Below are 13,541 nucleotides of genomic sequence, written 5' to 3' on the forward strand. Positions count from 1 at the left end.
CCCCCCCCCCCCCCCCCCCCCCCCCCCCCCCCCCCCCCCCCCCCCCCCCCCCCCCCCCCCCCCCCCCCCCCCCCCCCCCCCCCCCCCCCCCCCCCCCCCCCCCCCGTTTTAAACCCGAAAACCCCCAAACCCCATTTTGGGGCGTGGCGGGGGGCCGCGCCTCTACAACAGCCCGTCAGCGCAGGTACGGGGTCACCTTGCGCTTGAGCAGCTCCACCAGCACCGGGTCCATGTACTCGTAGTCATCCGGGATATCCAGGCAGATCACTCGCTTCTCCTTCAGCCACGGCTTGTAGCGGCTGGACAGCCGGTTGCGGTGCGCCTTCTCCATCACGAACACCAGGTCGGCCCACTGCAGCAGCTCGGGGCTGAGCACTTCCTCGGCGTCGGCCAGCAACCCGGCTGAGGCGGTCTCGATGCCCGGCCAATCGGCGAAGACCTGCTCGGCGGTGGGGCTGCGCAGGCGGTTCTGGCTGCAGAGGAAGAGCACGTTGCGGGTCATGAGCGCAGCCTAATCGGGGTCGGATCCCTTTTCCAACGGAAAGGGATCCGACCCCTCGGCGGTGATCAGATCACCGTCAGGTTGGCGTAGGCCATCACCAGCCACTTGCTGCCGGCGTCGGCGAATTCGACCTGCACGCGGGCGTGCGCGCCGCTGCCTTCGTAGTCGGTCACCATGCCTTCGCCGAACTTGGGATGGGTAACCAGCGCGCCGAGCTTGATCGGCGGCGCCTCGATCGAGGCATGACCCATCACTCGGCTGGCGCCCATCGAGGCCGGTCGCGAGACCTGCACCTTGGGGCGCACTTCGTGCAGCAGTTCACGCGGGATCTCGCGCAGGAAGCGCGACGGCAGGCTGTAGTTGTCCTGGCCGTGGATGCGGCGCGATTCGGCATAGCTCAGCACCAGCTTCTGGCGCGCGCGGGTGATGCCGACGTAGGCCAGGCGGCGCTCTTCTTCCAGACGCCCGCTTTCCTCCAGCGAACGTGCGCTGGGGAACAGGCCTTCTTCCAGGCCGGCCAGGAACACCAGCGGGAATTCCAGGCCCTTGGCCGAGTGCAGGGTCATCAGCTGCACACCATCCTCGCCGGCCTGCGCCTGGCCTTCACCGGCCTCCAGCGCGGCATAGGCCAGGAACGCGACCAGCTCGTCCATGTCCTCGCCCACTTCCTCGATGTCGTCGGCGCGGCGCACGAAGCGCGAGGCGACCGAGACCAGTTCGTCGAGGTTGTCGGTGCGCGATTCCGAGTCCAGCGCGTTGCGGCTTTCCTTGCTCCAGTGCTCGCGCAGCTGCGAGCGGGCCAGCGCGTGGTCCACGCGCTCGGCCAGGGTCATGTGCACGGTCTGCGCCTGCAGCTCGTTGACCAGCCCCAGGAAGCCGGCCAGCGCATTGCGCGCGCGTGCGGCCAGCGCGTTGCCCTGGGTGACCAGCATGGTCGCTTCCCACAACGAAATGCCCTGCGCGCGCGCCTCGCGGCGCACTTCGTCCAGCGTGCGGTCGCCGATGCCACGTGTCGGGGTGTTGACCGCGCGCTCGAAGGCGGCGTCATCGTTGCGGTTGGACAGCAGGCGCAGGTAGGCCAGCGCATCCTTGATTTCGGCGCGCTCGAAGAAGCGCATGCCGCCATACACGCGGTACGGCACCTGTTCGCTCAGCAGCGCTTCTTCCAGCGCGCGCGACTGCGCGTTGCTGCGGTAGAGCACGGCCACTTCGGTGTAGCTGCCACCGTCGCGCACCCACTGGCGGGCGCGCTCGACGATGTAGCGCGCCTCGTCCATCTCGTTGTACGCCGCATACAGGTCGATCGGCTCGCCGTCGCCGCTGTCGGTCCACAGCTGCTTGCCGATGCGATCCGGGTTGTGCGCGATCACCGCGTTGGCGGCGCCGAGGATGTTGGCGGTGGAGCGGTAGTTCTGCTCCAGGCGGATGGTCTGTGCGCCCGGGAAGTCGCGCAGGAAGCCCTGCACGTTCTCGACCTTGGCACCGCGCCAGCCGTAGATGGCCTGGTCATCGTCGCCGACCACGAACACGTGGCCGGAATCGCCGGCCAGCACGCGCACGAAGGCGTACTGGATGGCGTTGGTGTCCTGGAACTCGTCCACCAGGATTTCGCGGAAGCGCGCGCGGTAATGCGCCAGCAGGGCCGGGTTGTCGCGCAGCAGTTCATGCGCGCGCAGCAGCAGCTCGGCGAAGTCGACCAGGCCGGCGCGGTCGCAGCGTGCCTGGTACTCGATGTAGGCCTGGCGCATGGTTTCCAGCCACGCATCGTGCGGTTCGGGCTGGATGTGCTGCGGGCGGCGGCCTTCGTCCTTCTGCGCGTTGATCCACCACGCGATCTGCTTGGGCGGGTACTTGCCGTCGTCCAGCTCCAGCGCCTGCACCACGCGCTTGACCAGCCGCAGCTGGTCGTCCGAGTCCATCACCTGGAAGCCTTCTGGCAGCTTGGCGTCCTGCCAGTGCAGGCGCAGCAGGCGGTTGGCCAGTCCGTGGAAGGTACCGATCCACATGCCACGGCTGCCATGGGGCAGCTGGGCGTCGATGCGGTGGCGCATTTCGCCGGCCGCCTTGTTGGTGAAGGTCACCGCGAAAATGCCGTGGGTCGGCACGCCATCGACTTCATGCAGCCAGGCGATGCGGTGGGTGAGTACGCGGGTCTTGCCGGAACCGGCACCGGCCAGCACCAGGTGGTGGCCGGGGGGAGCGGAGACGGCTTCGCGCTGGGCCGGGTTCAGGCCATCAAGCAGGTGGGAGACATCCATGCCTCCATTTTACGGCATCGCCGTCGCGGCTCCTGCGACCACCTGGCTGGCCAGCGCCTGCGCCTGCTGACGCAGTTCAGGCACCGCCAGGCTTTCCCACAGGCTGCCGATGCGCAGGCTGCCGAGCACGCCCAGCCGTGCCTGCGGCTGGCCACCGGCAGCACGCAGGCGGTCGCCCGGCACCGTGCTGTCCAGGCCCAGCCCATGCGGGCCGGGGCGTGCCAGGCCCTCGGCCTGCAGCTGCTGCAGCAACGGATTGCGCAGCGCATTGGCGCGGGTTTCCACGCCGGTGGCGTTGACCACGCCGCCGATCGTCCAGTGCTGTTCATTGCCGTTGGCATCGCGACCCGACAGCCGCAGGGCATCGCCTTCGCGGCCGACGCGTTGCAGGCGGGACCGGTGAATGCGCAGTTGGCCGCTTTCGATCAGCGCCTGCAGCTGTGCGTCGACCTCTTCGGCGATGCGGTGGCGATGCACGTCCCAGTAGCGCACCACATGGCGCAGGAAGCGGCGCTGGTCGGCCGCGTCGAGGCTGCACCACAGCGCCTGTCCATGCGGACGGATGCGGTCCATCACGCCCTGCCACGGCAGCCCGTCGGCCTGCGCCTGGCGAGCGAACCCGCGCAATGCGCGCAGGCGCTGGCGCAGGCGCATCGGCAGCAGCGTGGCCGGGTCGAACGTGGGCAGGCCGCCATGCGCATGCGGCAGCGGCAGCAGGCCATGGCGCGAGATCACGTGCAGCGGGCCGGTGTGGCCGGCGGCAACCAGCGCCAGCACGGTGTCGGCCATGCTCAGGCCGGAGCCGACGATGGCCACGGCCTGCTCACCGGCCAGGGTACGCACGCCGTCGTAGTCCCAGGCCTCGATCACATCATCGGCGGGCAGTGCCTCGGCACCGGCCACCGGCAGCGGCCGCATGCTGTTGCCGGTGGCGAGCACCGCCTGCACGGCGTGCAGCGTCTGGGCATCGCCAAGTGTCAGCCGGTAGCCATGGTCATCCGGCTGCAGGCCCAGCACCGGCTGCGCGATCACCTGCAGCTGCGCCGGGCTGGCCGCAGCGGCCTCCTGCAGGCGCTGCTGCAGGTAGGCCGCAAAGTAGTGGCGGCATACGTAACGCTCGCCCAGCACCTCGCGCGCCTCGCCCGGGTAGGCGTTGGCGGCCATCAGGTAGTCGAGGAAATCGCCGGGCTGGTCGGCAAACGCACTCATCTTCGCCGCCGGCACGTTCAGCAGGTGCTCCGGCCACGGCGTGGCATAGGCGATGCCCTGGGCCAGCTGCGAAGCCGGTTCGAGAATGGCCAACGCCAGTGGCGCCTTGGCTTGGCGCAGTACCTGGATCGCCACCAGCACCCCGGCCGCACCACCACCGATGATTGCCAGGTCCAGTTCGCCATTACGCGATGAATCAGTCATGCGCCGATTGTAGGCCATCGGCGATGACGGGCCGGGTTGCCGAAGCGGGCGATTGCCGCCGCCTCACATCAACGCATCGGCCAGCCGTGCGATGCCTTCGCGGCTGCGCCGCCACGTGGGGCGGCTGCGCCACTGCTGCAGGTCCAGCTGCCGCGACTCACGCAGGTAGCCATCCTCGATCGCACACAGCTGCTGCACCAGCGCGCGGTCGTAGCAGACCAGGCCGATCTCGGCATTCAGCGCGAATGAGCGGATGTCCATGTTGATCGAGCCGAGCACGGCGATGTCCTCGTCCACGCTCATGTGCTTGGCATGCAGGAACTGCGGCTCGTACAGCGCGATGCGCACGCCACAGCGCAGCAGCTCGTCGTAGTAGGCCTCCTGCGCCCACGACGTCAGCCGCTGGTTGTTGCTGGCCGAGAGGATCAGCTGCACCTGCACGCCGGACAAGGCCGCAATGCGCAACGCACTGAGCGTGGCTTCGTCAGGCACGAAATACGGCGTGACCATCACCAGCCGTCGCCGTGCCAGGTGGATCAGCGCCGCCACCGCATCACGCGCGTTGCTGTACGGATAGGCCGGGCCGCTGGGCAGCAGCTGGGTGGCGATGTCGTCGCTGCACTCGGGCACATCGGCGATGACGTCCAGGCGCTGGCCGGTTTCCATGTACCAGTCGCTGGCGAAGACCGCTTCCAGGTGCGCCACTGCCGGGCCACGCACGCGCGCCACCAGCTCGCGGTTCGGGTGGCCGGGCACGAACTGCGGGCCGGCCAGGTTCTGCGAACCGACATAGGCCACTTCGTTGTCGATCACCGCGATCTTGCGATGGTTGCGCAGATCCATACGCCCGCTGCGGCGCCAGCGCAGGCCACCGGGCAGCATCGCGCGTACCTCGATGTCGCGCGCCTGCAGGCGCTTGCGATAGGCGCGCAGGCCGCGCTTGGCACCCACCGCATCCAGCAGCACGCGGCACTGCACGCCCCGTGCAGCCGCACGCTGCAGTGCCTCGACGATAGCCTCGCCGACCGCGTCGTCGAACATCAGGTAGTACAGCAGGTGCACCCGGTCTTCGGCCTGGTCGATGTCGGCGATCAGCGTGTGCAGCGATTCGTCGTAGTCGGTCAGCAGATCGACGGCGTTGCCGTGCACCGGCATGAAATCGCCCTGGCGCTGCACCAGCGGCACGATTTCGGCGCTGGCGGTGTCCGGCTGCGGTGTCCAGCGCAGGCGATGCTGCAGCGCCTGTTCCTCGCGGATGACCTGCGAGGCCTCGGCCTGGCGGCGGATGCGCTCGCGCGACAGCCACGGGTGGCCAAACAGCAGGTACAGCGGCAGGCCCAGCAGCGGCACGAAGCCGACCAGCAGCAGCCAGCTGCGCGCCGCCCCCGGCGTGGTGCGGGTGGGAATCCAGCACAGCGCGACCAGCCGGATCAGCCAGTCGATCAGCAGCAGGTAGGAACCCAGCAACCACTCGAACAGCATCGTGTCGCCCGTCGGAAGGTGATGGGCCATTCTGCCCAGCAGGATTAGTAGAGTCGAGCCATGCTCGACTGCCTTTCGGCCCGACCGCAGAGCAGCCGAGCGTGGGCTCGGCTCTACAGAATGGCTCAGTGCCGCACCGGCACCTCGCACAGCTGGCGTACCGAATCGGCATGGCGGCGGCCGTTGAGCGCCATGCAGGCGATCGCCTGCGCGGCCCGCTCCAGCTGTGCCTTTGGAAGCGGCGACGGCGCACCGTTGGCCAGTGCCAGATGGTGATCGCACAGCAGCAGCGCCATGCCCTCGATGCCTTGCAACATGCGCTGCAGGCGCAGCCAGCCCAGTTCCAGGTCCTGGCGGTGTGATGGGGTGTTCATGCAACCTCCTTCAACGGATCTGGCCACCGGTGAAGGTGGCGGACGATGCGTGGTTGCAATACCGGGGAACAAGCAACGGAAACCAAACCGGCGGGCACGCGGCCCCCACGCACCGCCCGCCATAAGGCAGAGCGGGTCGCCAGCCGCTGCACACGCAGAGACAGCGGCTGGCGAATTTACCGTTACTCGATTCCTCGGGATTGCAAGCCCGACCGCTGCAACCGCAGCGGCTCGCCATCATGGGCACGGCCACGCCCGTCGTTCCAATCGATTTGAACCGTGCGAGGCGCCGGAACCGGTAGGAACAATCACTTATCGCATTCAGCCCTTCGCTCCAGGCATGGTGCCATTGGCGACAGCGTGCGCAGGGACTGCCCAGTGCCGACCAACGGTCGGCACCCACCACGGCAATGCAGGAAGTTCCCACCACCCGAATGCCAGACATGAAAAAACCCGCCACAGAGGCGGGTTTCTTCGCGGGGATCAGCAATCCGTGCGGATTACTTGATCTTGCCTTCCTTGTACAGGACGTGCTTGCGCACGACCGGATCGTACTTCAGGAATTCCATCTTCCCCGGGGTGTTCTTCTTGTTCTTGTCCGTGGTGTAGAAGTGGCCGGTACCGGCCGAGGAAATCATACGGACCTTATCGCGCTTGCCTGCCATGATGCTTTACTCCTCAGACCTTTTCGCCGCGCGCACGCAGCTCAGCCAGAACGGAATCAATGCCGTTCTTGTCGATGGTGCGCAGTGCATGCGCGGAAACACGAAGCTTGACCCAGCGGTTCTCGCTGGCCACCCAGAAACGGCGCTCGTGCAGATTCGGCAGGAAACGACGACGGGTCTTGTTGTTGGCGTGCGAGACGTTGTTACCCGTCTGCACTCGCTTGCCGGAAACCTGGCATACGCGGGACATTGCGCACCTCGATAGTAGTAGTTGTCAGCCCGTAGCCCGGGAGACGGCGGCCTCGATGGTTGCCCACCACACGTCAAGAGAATCAAAGGGTTACGCTGGCGTTGGGCGGCCGGGGACGTGCTCCCGGGGACGCCGCCCGGTAGAAAACCGGACACAGCGAGCCGCGCATTATGCACCGGTTCAAGCACTTGCGCAAGTTACCCACAGGCGGGGACTGAACCGGCAGGACCGGGGGCACTCCGCCAACCGGCATACTGGCCCGGACCACTGCGGAGCTTCCCATGCGGCTGCTGGCCCTGACCTACGGAACCGAAGGCGACACACGTCCCCTGGCCATGCTCTGCCATGGGCTGATCGGCGCGGGCCACGAGGTGACGCTACTGGCCGATGGCGGCACCTTGGGCAGCGCGCAGGCCCTGGATGTGCCCCACGCGGCCCTTGAGGGTGACATCCATGACGACGTGGTCGCCCTGGTCTCGCGTGGCAACGGCGTTGCCGCCGCCAGTACCGGCCTGGCACGGATGGCGCTGCAGCATGTCAGCAGCTGGATGCGCCAAGCCGATGCCGCCGCCGAAGGCTGCGATGCGATTCTGACCGGTGGCCTGGCGGCCTTCGTCGGCATGAGCGTGGGCGAACGCCGCAGGATTCCCGTCATCGGCAGCGGCATGATTCCGCTGACCCCGACGCGGGCCTTCCGCTCTCCGTTCCTGCCACCGGGACGCTCGCCGGGCTGGTTGAACCGCGCCAGCTATGGGCTGGTCAACGGCCTGATCTGGCGCCAGTTCCGCCGGCCGATCAACGCGGCACGCCAGCAGTTGGGGCAATCGCCGCGCCGCGCGCTGTGGTCCGGCCTGCCGATGCTCTATGGCATCTCACCGCAGCTGCTGCCGCTACCGGCGGACTGGCCGGCCGACCACATGGTCTGTGGCCAATGGCGGCTTCCTGATGCGCCCTGGACGCCCCCGGCCGATCTACGGGTCTTCCTTGATGCCGGCCCGCCGCCGGTCTACCTGGGCTTCGGCAGCATGACCGGCTTTGATCGCGAACGCGTGCTGCCGGCCCTGCTGCAGGCGCTGGCGCCACGCCGGGTGCTGCTGTTTCCTGGCTGGGTGGGACTGCCTGCGATGCGCTTGCCCGATTCGGTCTTCGTACTGGGGCCGACCCCACACGAAGCGCTGTTCCCGCGTTGCGCACTCGCCATCCACCACGGTGGCAGCGGCACCACGCATTCGGCCTGCCGGGCCGGCATTCCCTCGCTGGTGATGCCGTTCGCTGCGGATCAGTTCTTCTGGGCCGATCGCCTGTGTCGGTTGGGCGTGGCACCGGCACCGTTGTCACCGAAGCGACTGGATGCAGCAACGCTGGCAGCAGCCATCACCTTCGCAGAAGCCGACGCAGTACGCGCACGCGCGGCGGCCCTGGGCGTGGCGATGAGCGATGAAGACGGGGTGGCCTGTGGCGTGGCGATGATCGAGCGCTGGTTACGGCCGATGTAACAGCGGGCAAGCCTCAGCGCAGGTGCGGAATCACCTGGGCCAGCAGATGGGCATCCTTGAGCGCACCGTGCAGGCCCCGGTTGCCGGGGATGCGCAGGCGCTGCAGCACATCGTCCAACTTGTTGCCCTGGCCGGGCCAGCGCCCGCGCGCCAGCTTCAGGCTGCAGGTGATGCGGCAGTGCTGGGCCAGCGTGCCGGGAATGCCGGCCAGGCGCAGCTCGTTGTCCAGGAAACCCACGTCGAAGGTGGCGTTGTGCGCGACCATCTCGCTGCCGCGCAGGAAGTCCAGCAGTTCAGCGGCCTTGCTGGAGAACAGCGGTTTGCCCACCAGCATTGCATCGCTGATGCCATGCACGCGCTGTGCGCCCCAGTCCACCTTGCGCTGCGGCTGCAGGTAGGTGTGGAACTGGCGGCCGCTGAGCTGGCCGTCGATCAGTTCGACGGCGCCGATTTCGATCACGCGGTGCCCCAGGCGGTGGGAGATGCCGGTGGTTTCGGTGTCCAGTGCGACGATGCGATTCATGCGTGGCGATGTTTCCTGTTGCGTGCCGCGATGATTTTCGCATGCCTGCAGCAGGAAGCCCTCCCTGTAGCCGAACCCGTGCTCGGCTCACGCGCGAAGCGCGGGCCTTGAGCGTTGGAGCGAGAAGCAGCCGAGCGTGGGCTCGGCTCTACAGGTGCGTGTGCATCACCCCAACGCTTCCACCACCCAATCGATGAACACCCGCAGCCGCTGGCTCATGTGCCGGTTCGGCGGGAACATCACATGCATCGGCATGGGTGGAAGCTGCCAGTCCTGCAGCAGCGGCAGCAATTCGCCGCGCGCCACGTGCGGCGCGGCCATGTAGCTGGGCAGCGCGACCACGCCCAGCCCCGCCAGCGCCGCCGCCAGATAGGCGTTGCCGTCGTCGAAACCGACCGTGTAGCGGCCCTGCACCTCGATGCGCTCATCGCCACGTTGCGCGCTGAACACGCGTGCGCGACCACTGCGCGGGCTGAGGAAGCCGACCATGTGGTGGTCCGGCCCTTCCAGCGCGCGCGGGTCGGTCGGCACGCCGAAACGCTTCACATAGCCGGGGCTGGCGTGGAAACCGATCGGCAGCGCCGCCAGCGGCCGCGCGACCAGTGCCGGGTCGGCCGGGGTGCCGCCGCGGATCACGCAGTCGACGTTGTCGGCGATGACGTCGACCTCGCGGTCACTGACGCCGATATCCAGCTGGATCTCCGGGTAGCGCGCCTGAAACTCCGGCAGCGCCGGTACCAGCCGCAGCCGCGCGTAAGGCCCCGGCACATCCACCCGCAGGCGGCCGCGCGGCTGGCTGGCTGCGTCACCCAGCCCGCCCTCCACCTCTTCCAGCTCGGCCAGCAGGCGGGCGATGCGCGGGTAGTAGGCCGCACCGTCGGCGGTGACGCTGACCCGGCGCGTGGTGCGGTTGAGCAGGCGCAGCCGCAGGTGTGCCTCCAGCTGCTGCACCAGCTGGGTGGCCGTGGTGCGGCTGATCTGCAGGGTCTGCGCCGCACGGGTGAAGCTGCCAGTCTCCACCACCCGGGCAAACGCCCGCATCGCCTCGAAACGGTCCATGGCTGGCCGTGATTGTTTGGAATTGGCAATCAATCTAGGCCGATCATCGCGGTTTATCCAGACACCGCTGGCGGGGAGGATGGCGTCCTCTCCCACGGGATCTTCCCCATGTCACAGCGTGATGTCGTTTTCCCCGCCGGCCGCCAGGCCCTGTACGAGCGCAACCGCTACTCGCCGGCGATCCGATCCAACGGTTTCCTGTTCGTCTCCGGCCAGGTCGGCAGCCGCGAGGACGGCTCGCCCGAGCCGGACTTCGAAATGCAGGTGCGCCGCGCCTTCGAGAATCTCAATGTGGTGTTGGCTGCCGCAGGCTGCACGTTCGATGACGTGATCGACGTGACCGTGTTCCTGGTCGATCCGGAGAAGAACTTCGAGAAGGCCTGGGCGATCGTGCCCGAGTACTGGGGCCAGGCGCCGCACCCGACCCTGACCGGCATCGGTGTGACCTGGCTGTACGGGTTCCAGTTCGAGATCAAGGTGATCGCGAAGCTGCCGTGACCCGGGTAGTGCCGGCCGCTGGCCGGCAACGCGGTGGGGTCAGAGCCCTTTCCGGAGGAAAGGGATCCGACCCCGCGCCCGGTCCACCTGAACGGGAGAATCCGACGGATTCCCGAAGCGGCCATTGATATTGTATCCGGCGAAAACCGCTTGCTAGCCTCCCTTCCATGCGCCGGATCACCCGCCAACTGCGTACGTACCTGATGCTGCTGCTGATGGCGGCATTCGTGGTCGTGCCGGTGGCCGACGTGCTGGCCTGCGCGGTCGAACCGCACGACACCACTGCGGTGCACGTGGAAAGCAACACCAACGATGCCGAGGGTGACAGTGACAGCAAGCACGCCGGTGCCTGCAGCCACAACCACTGCCACCACTCGAACCTGAGCCTGCCGGCCAGCAGCCTCGCCGCCTTCGGTGCGCCGCTGCCGGCGCGCTGGATGAATGCCGGCGACGCGGCGACCTATGCGGTCGCCCAGGATGAATTGACGCGTCCCCCCCGGGCGTGAGTTGAGCGCGTCCCGCGATTGCGGGCTCCCGTTTCACTCACAACCGGAATCCCCCTATGTCGATCCTGACACCTCGGTCGCTGCGTGCGGCCGGGCGGGTCGTCGCCGTGTTGCTGGGCCTGGCCCCGGCGGCATCGGTGATGGCGCAAGCCGCCCCTTCCTATGACACCCTGCTTGAACGCCTGGACCAGCTGCCCGGCACCCGCGTCGGCGCGGCGCTGGCCGAGGCCGCCGATGCGCGCGCCGACCAGGCCCGCGCACTACCCAACCCTTCACTCTCCTATTCCGCCGAGAACGCCTGGGGTACCGGCTCCTATGGCGGCATGGGCAGGGCCGATACTGTGCTCACCCTGTCCCAGCCACTGGAGATCTGGGGCCAGCGTGGCGCGCGCGTCCGTGCGGCCCGCGCCGAGGCACAGGCCGCCAACCTGCGTGGTGCCCAAAGCCGCAGCGATGTGGCCAGCCAGCTGGCGGTGGTCTACGCACAGGCGGAAAGTGCACTGCGCCGCTACACCCTGGCCGAAGAGGCACTGAGCCTCACCCGCGATGACGCCAACGCCGTCAACGCGATGGTCAAGCAGGGCCGCGAACCGCAACTGCGCGCGGTGCAGGCGCAGAGCGAAGTGGCCAACGCCAACGCCGCGCTGGATGAAGCGCAGGCCTTCCGCGATGCCGCGCTGGCCCGCCTGGCCGGTGCTGCACTGCTGGATGCGCCGGTGCAGTCGATCGACAACAGCCTGCTCGACCGTGCGCCGCCGCTGCCGCGCGGTGCCACCGATGTAGCACTGGCCGTGCGCATCGCCGAAGCCGAAGCCGATGCGGCGGGCAAACTGGTCGAGGTGGAGCGCAAGCGCGCCCTGCCCGACCTCAGCGTCACCGCCGCGCAGACACGCTTCCGCGAAGGCGGCGAGCGTGCCTACAACCTCGGCGTCAGCATCAGCATCCCGCTGTTCGACCGCAACCGCGGTGGCATCCGCGCCGCCAGTGCCGACCAGCGCGCGGCCGAGGCGCGCCTGGACCAGCAGCGCCGCGACAGCGAGGCGGCACGCCTCTCGGCCGTGGCCGGTTTGAAGGCCGCCGGCAGCCGAACCCGCGCCGCCGATGAAAGCGTGGTCGCCGCCGAAGAGGCGTATCGCCTGGCCCGCATCGGCTTCGACGCCGGACGCATCTCGCAGCTGGAACTGCGCAGCACGCGCAGCGCTCTTATCGCCGCCCGCGCCGCCGCCGTGGATGCGCGCCTGTCGCGCGTCGGCGCGGAAATCGATCTTGCCCGCCTTGAAGGGCGCGCACCCTTTGTGGAGGCCCCATGACTCTCTCCCGTACTTTTCCGCTGATCGGCGGCATGCTGCTGACTGTGCTGCTGGCCGGCTGCGCCGGCAACGCGCAGACGCCTGCCAATGAAGACCCCGCTGCGGCCAAGGCCGACACCGACGATGGCCATGGCCACGCCGCCAGCAGCAAGGAAGCCAAGGCAGAAATCGCGAAGGCGCCTGCTGACGCCGACGAAGGCGTGGTGCAGCTGACGCCCGAGCAGATCAAGGCGTCCGGTATCGAAGTGGTTGCCGTCGGCCGTGGCGGTGGCGGTTCCACCCGCCTCGCCGGTCGGGTGGAACCCTCGGTCGGTGCCCGTGCCTCGGTGGCCTCGACCGTGACCGGCCGCGTCGAGCGCGTGCTGGTCGCGCCGGGCACGGCGGTGAAACAGAACCAGGCGCTGGCCATCGTGGTCAGTGGCGAGGCAGCCGTGTTCCGCGCCAACGCGCTGGCCGCATCCGCCGAAGCCGAGGCCGCACGCCTTGCCTATGGCCGCGACAAGGCCCTGGTCGAGCAGGGCGTGGTCGCCCGCCAGGAGCTGGAAGCCTCGCGTGCGCGTTCGCTGGCGGCACAGGCCCAGGCCGCTGCCGCACAGGCACAGGCCGCCGCCAACGGCGCGCCCGACGCCAGTGGACGCGTGCGCATCACCAGCCCGGTGGCCGGCATCGTCGGCAACGTGCAGGTCACGCCGGGCGGTGTGGTCGCCGCCGGCAGTGCGGTGGCCGACGTCGCCGACCCGTCGATGAACGAGCTGGTGTTCACCGCACCGCCAGCGCTGGCTGCGCAGGTCATGCCCGGCATGACGCTGGAAGTGAGCGTGCCGGGTGGCAGCTTCACCGCTACCGTCACCGGTTCGGCCGCCGATGTACGGCAGCAGGGCGGCGTCGCAGTGATCCGCGCCACGCCGGTGGATGCGTCGCTGCCGCCAGCCGGTTCACCGGTATCGGCCGTGGTGGTCACCGAAGGCCAGGACGGCTCGCTCAGCGTGCCCGCCGATGCGGTGCAGAACGTTGATGGCAGCAGCGCGGTGTTCGTCGCCGTCGAAGGTGGCTTCAAGGCGCAGCCGGTACTGGCCGGGCGCCGTGCCGGTGACCGCATCGAGATCCTCGGTGGCCTGAGCGGCAACGAGCGCATCGTCGGTGCCAACGCCTTCCTGCTCAAGGCCGAGCTGGCCAAGGGCGAAGCCGAGCACGGCCACTGAGGA

The 13,541-nt window shown here is 68.6% G+C and carries 14 protein-coding genes; 5 read left to right on the top strand and 9 right to left on the bottom strand.

Annotation, left to right across the window (positions count from 1 at the left end; translation table 11 throughout):
- Window positions 1-175 precede the first annotated feature (175 nt).
- From WDC87_RS05330 to rpmB, 7 genes are all read right to left on the bottom strand, one after another.
- Entirely contained in the window at window positions 176-502 is a 327-nt protein-coding gene (locus WDC87_RS05330; RefSeq protein ID WP_072167797.1) for a low molecular weight protein tyrosine phosphatase family protein, read from the bottom strand.
- Window positions 503-567: 65 nt separating this feature from the next.
- Window positions 568-2,760, bottom strand: coding sequence for a DNA helicase II (uvrD, locus tag WDC87_RS05335; protein WP_252744823.1), 2,193 nt, complete (start codon window positions 2,758-2,760; stop codon window positions 568-570).
- A gap of 9 nt (window positions 2,761-2,769) precedes the next feature.
- On the bottom strand, window positions 2,770-4,191 hold the full coding sequence (locus WDC87_RS05340; RefSeq protein WP_252744824.1) for an FAD/NAD(P)-binding protein: 1,422 nt from the start codon (window positions 4,189-4,191) through the stop codon (window positions 2,770-2,772).
- A gap of 45 nt (window positions 4,192-4,236) precedes the next feature.
- The gene (gene cls / locus WDC87_RS05345) at window positions 4,237-5,655 is read right to left on the bottom strand and encodes a cardiolipin synthase (RefSeq protein WP_014648869.1); all 1,419 of its coding nucleotides are present in this window, start codon (window positions 5,653-5,655) and stop codon (window positions 4,237-4,239) included.
- Window positions 5,656-5,780: 125 nt separating this feature from the next.
- A complete protein-coding gene (locus WDC87_RS05350) occupies window positions 5,781-6,029 on the bottom strand; it encodes a hypothetical protein (RefSeq protein ID WP_227837034.1) in 249 nt (82 codons plus the stop codon).
- 500 nt (window positions 6,030-6,529) lie between these two features.
- A complete protein-coding gene (gene rpmG / locus WDC87_RS05355) occupies window positions 6,530-6,697 on the bottom strand; it encodes a 50S ribosomal protein L33 (protein WP_169411268.1) in 168 nt (55 codons plus the stop codon).
- A gap of 10 nt (window positions 6,698-6,707) precedes the next feature.
- A complete protein-coding gene (gene rpmB, locus WDC87_RS05360) occupies window positions 6,708-6,944 on the bottom strand; it encodes a 50S ribosomal protein L28 (protein WP_005411638.1) in 237 nt (78 codons plus the stop codon).
- A 281-nt stretch (window positions 6,945-7,225) separates the two neighbouring features.
- On the opposite strand from rpmB, the gene WDC87_RS05365 reads away from it, so the two are divergent.
- Window positions 7,226-8,440: a glycosyltransferase gene (locus WDC87_RS05365; protein WP_088497396.1), complete on the top strand. Its 1,215-nt coding sequence runs from the start codon at window positions 7,226-7,228 to the stop codon at window positions 8,438-8,440.
- Window positions 8,441-8,453: 13 nt separating this feature from the next.
- Here WDC87_RS05365 and dnaQ read toward each other — a convergent pair whose 3' ends face one another.
- Together dnaQ and WDC87_RS05375 are read right to left on the bottom strand one after the other, a co-directional pair.
- Window positions 8,454-8,963, bottom strand: coding sequence for a DNA polymerase III subunit epsilon (dnaQ, locus tag WDC87_RS05370; RefSeq protein ID WP_005420353.1), 510 nt, complete (start codon window positions 8,961-8,963; stop codon window positions 8,454-8,456).
- Between the two features lie 165 nt (window positions 8,964-9,128).
- Window positions 9,129-10,022 (bottom strand): LysR family transcriptional regulator, encoded by an 894-nt coding sequence (locus tag WDC87_RS05375; RefSeq protein WP_111008164.1) that lies wholly within the window; start codon window positions 10,020-10,022, stop codon window positions 9,129-9,131.
- 108 nt (window positions 10,023-10,130) lie between these two features.
- Between WDC87_RS05375 and WDC87_RS05380 the strand changes: the two genes are divergently transcribed.
- The 4 genes from WDC87_RS05380 to WDC87_RS05395 all read left to right on the top strand — a co-directional run bounded on the left by WDC87_RS05380 (window position 10,131) and on the right by WDC87_RS05395 (window position 13,538).
- Window positions 10,131-10,520 (top strand): RidA family protein, encoded by a 390-nt coding sequence (locus tag WDC87_RS05380; RefSeq protein WP_072167792.1) that lies wholly within the window; start codon window positions 10,131-10,133, stop codon window positions 10,518-10,520.
- A 167-nt stretch (window positions 10,521-10,687) separates the two neighbouring features.
- A complete protein-coding gene (locus WDC87_RS05385; protein ID WP_072167791.1) occupies window positions 10,688-11,026 on the top strand; it encodes a hypothetical protein in 339 nt (112 codons plus the stop codon).
- Between the two features lie 56 nt (window positions 11,027-11,082).
- Window positions 11,083-12,336 (top strand): TolC family protein, encoded by a 1,254-nt coding sequence (locus WDC87_RS05390; protein ID WP_111008165.1) that lies wholly within the window; start codon window positions 11,083-11,085, stop codon window positions 12,334-12,336.
- Complete coding sequence (locus WDC87_RS05395; RefSeq protein WP_111008166.1) at window positions 12,333-13,538, top strand: efflux RND transporter periplasmic adaptor subunit; 1,206 nt, start codon at window positions 12,333-12,335, stop codon at window positions 13,536-13,538. Before WDC87_RS05390 ends, WDC87_RS05395 begins: the two co-directional genes overlap by 4 nt.
- Window positions 13,539-13,541: the final 3 nt, after the last annotated feature.

It is taken from the genome of Stenotrophomonas maltophilia group sp. Smal12 (assembly GCF_037079935.1).
GTDB classification, from domain to species: Bacteria; Pseudomonadota; Gammaproteobacteria; order Xanthomonadales; family Xanthomonadaceae; genus Stenotrophomonas; species Stenotrophomonas sepilia.

Coding starts and splice junctions, on each gene's coding strand:
- WDC87_RS05330 (WP_072167797.1), bottom strand. CDS start 502: ATGACCCGCAACGTGCTCTTCCTCTGCAGCCAGAACCGCCTGCGCAGC.
- uvrD (WP_252744823.1), bottom strand. CDS start 2,760: ATGGATGTCTCCCACCTGCTTGATGGCCTGAACCCGGCCCAGCGCGAA.
- WDC87_RS05340 (WP_252744824.1), bottom strand. CDS start 4,191: ATGGCCTACAATCGGCGCATGACTGATTCATCGCGTAATGGCGAACTG.
- cls (WP_014648869.1), bottom strand. CDS start 5,655: ATGCTGTTCGAGTGGTTGCTGGGTTCCTACCTGCTGCTGATCGACTGG.
- WDC87_RS05350 (WP_227837034.1), bottom strand. CDS start 6,029: ATGAACACCCCATCACACCGCCAGGACCTGGAACTGGGCTGGCTGCGC.
- rpmB (WP_005411638.1), bottom strand. CDS start 6,944: ATGTCCCGCGTATGCCAGGTTTCCGGCAAGCGAGTGCAGACGGGTAAC.
- WDC87_RS05365 (WP_088497396.1), top strand. CDS start 7,226: ATGCGGCTGCTGGCCCTGACCTACGGAACCGAAGGCGACACACGTCCC.
- dnaQ (WP_005420353.1), bottom strand. CDS start 8,963: ATGAATCGCATCGTCGCACTGGACACCGAAACCACCGGCATCTCCCAC.
- WDC87_RS05375 (WP_111008164.1), bottom strand. CDS start 10,022: ATGGACCGTTTCGAGGCGATGCGGGCGTTTGCCCGGGTGGTGGAGACT.
- WDC87_RS05380 (WP_072167792.1), top strand. CDS start 10,131: ATGTCACAGCGTGATGTCGTTTTCCCCGCCGGCCGCCAGGCCCTGTAC.
- WDC87_RS05385 (WP_072167791.1), top strand. CDS start 10,688: ATGCGCCGGATCACCCGCCAACTGCGTACGTACCTGATGCTGCTGCTG.
- WDC87_RS05390 (WP_111008165.1), top strand. CDS start 11,083: ATGTCGATCCTGACACCTCGGTCGCTGCGTGCGGCCGGGCGGGTCGTC.
- WDC87_RS05395 (WP_111008166.1), top strand. CDS start 12,333: ATGACTCTCTCCCGTACTTTTCCGCTGATCGGCGGCATGCTGCTGACT.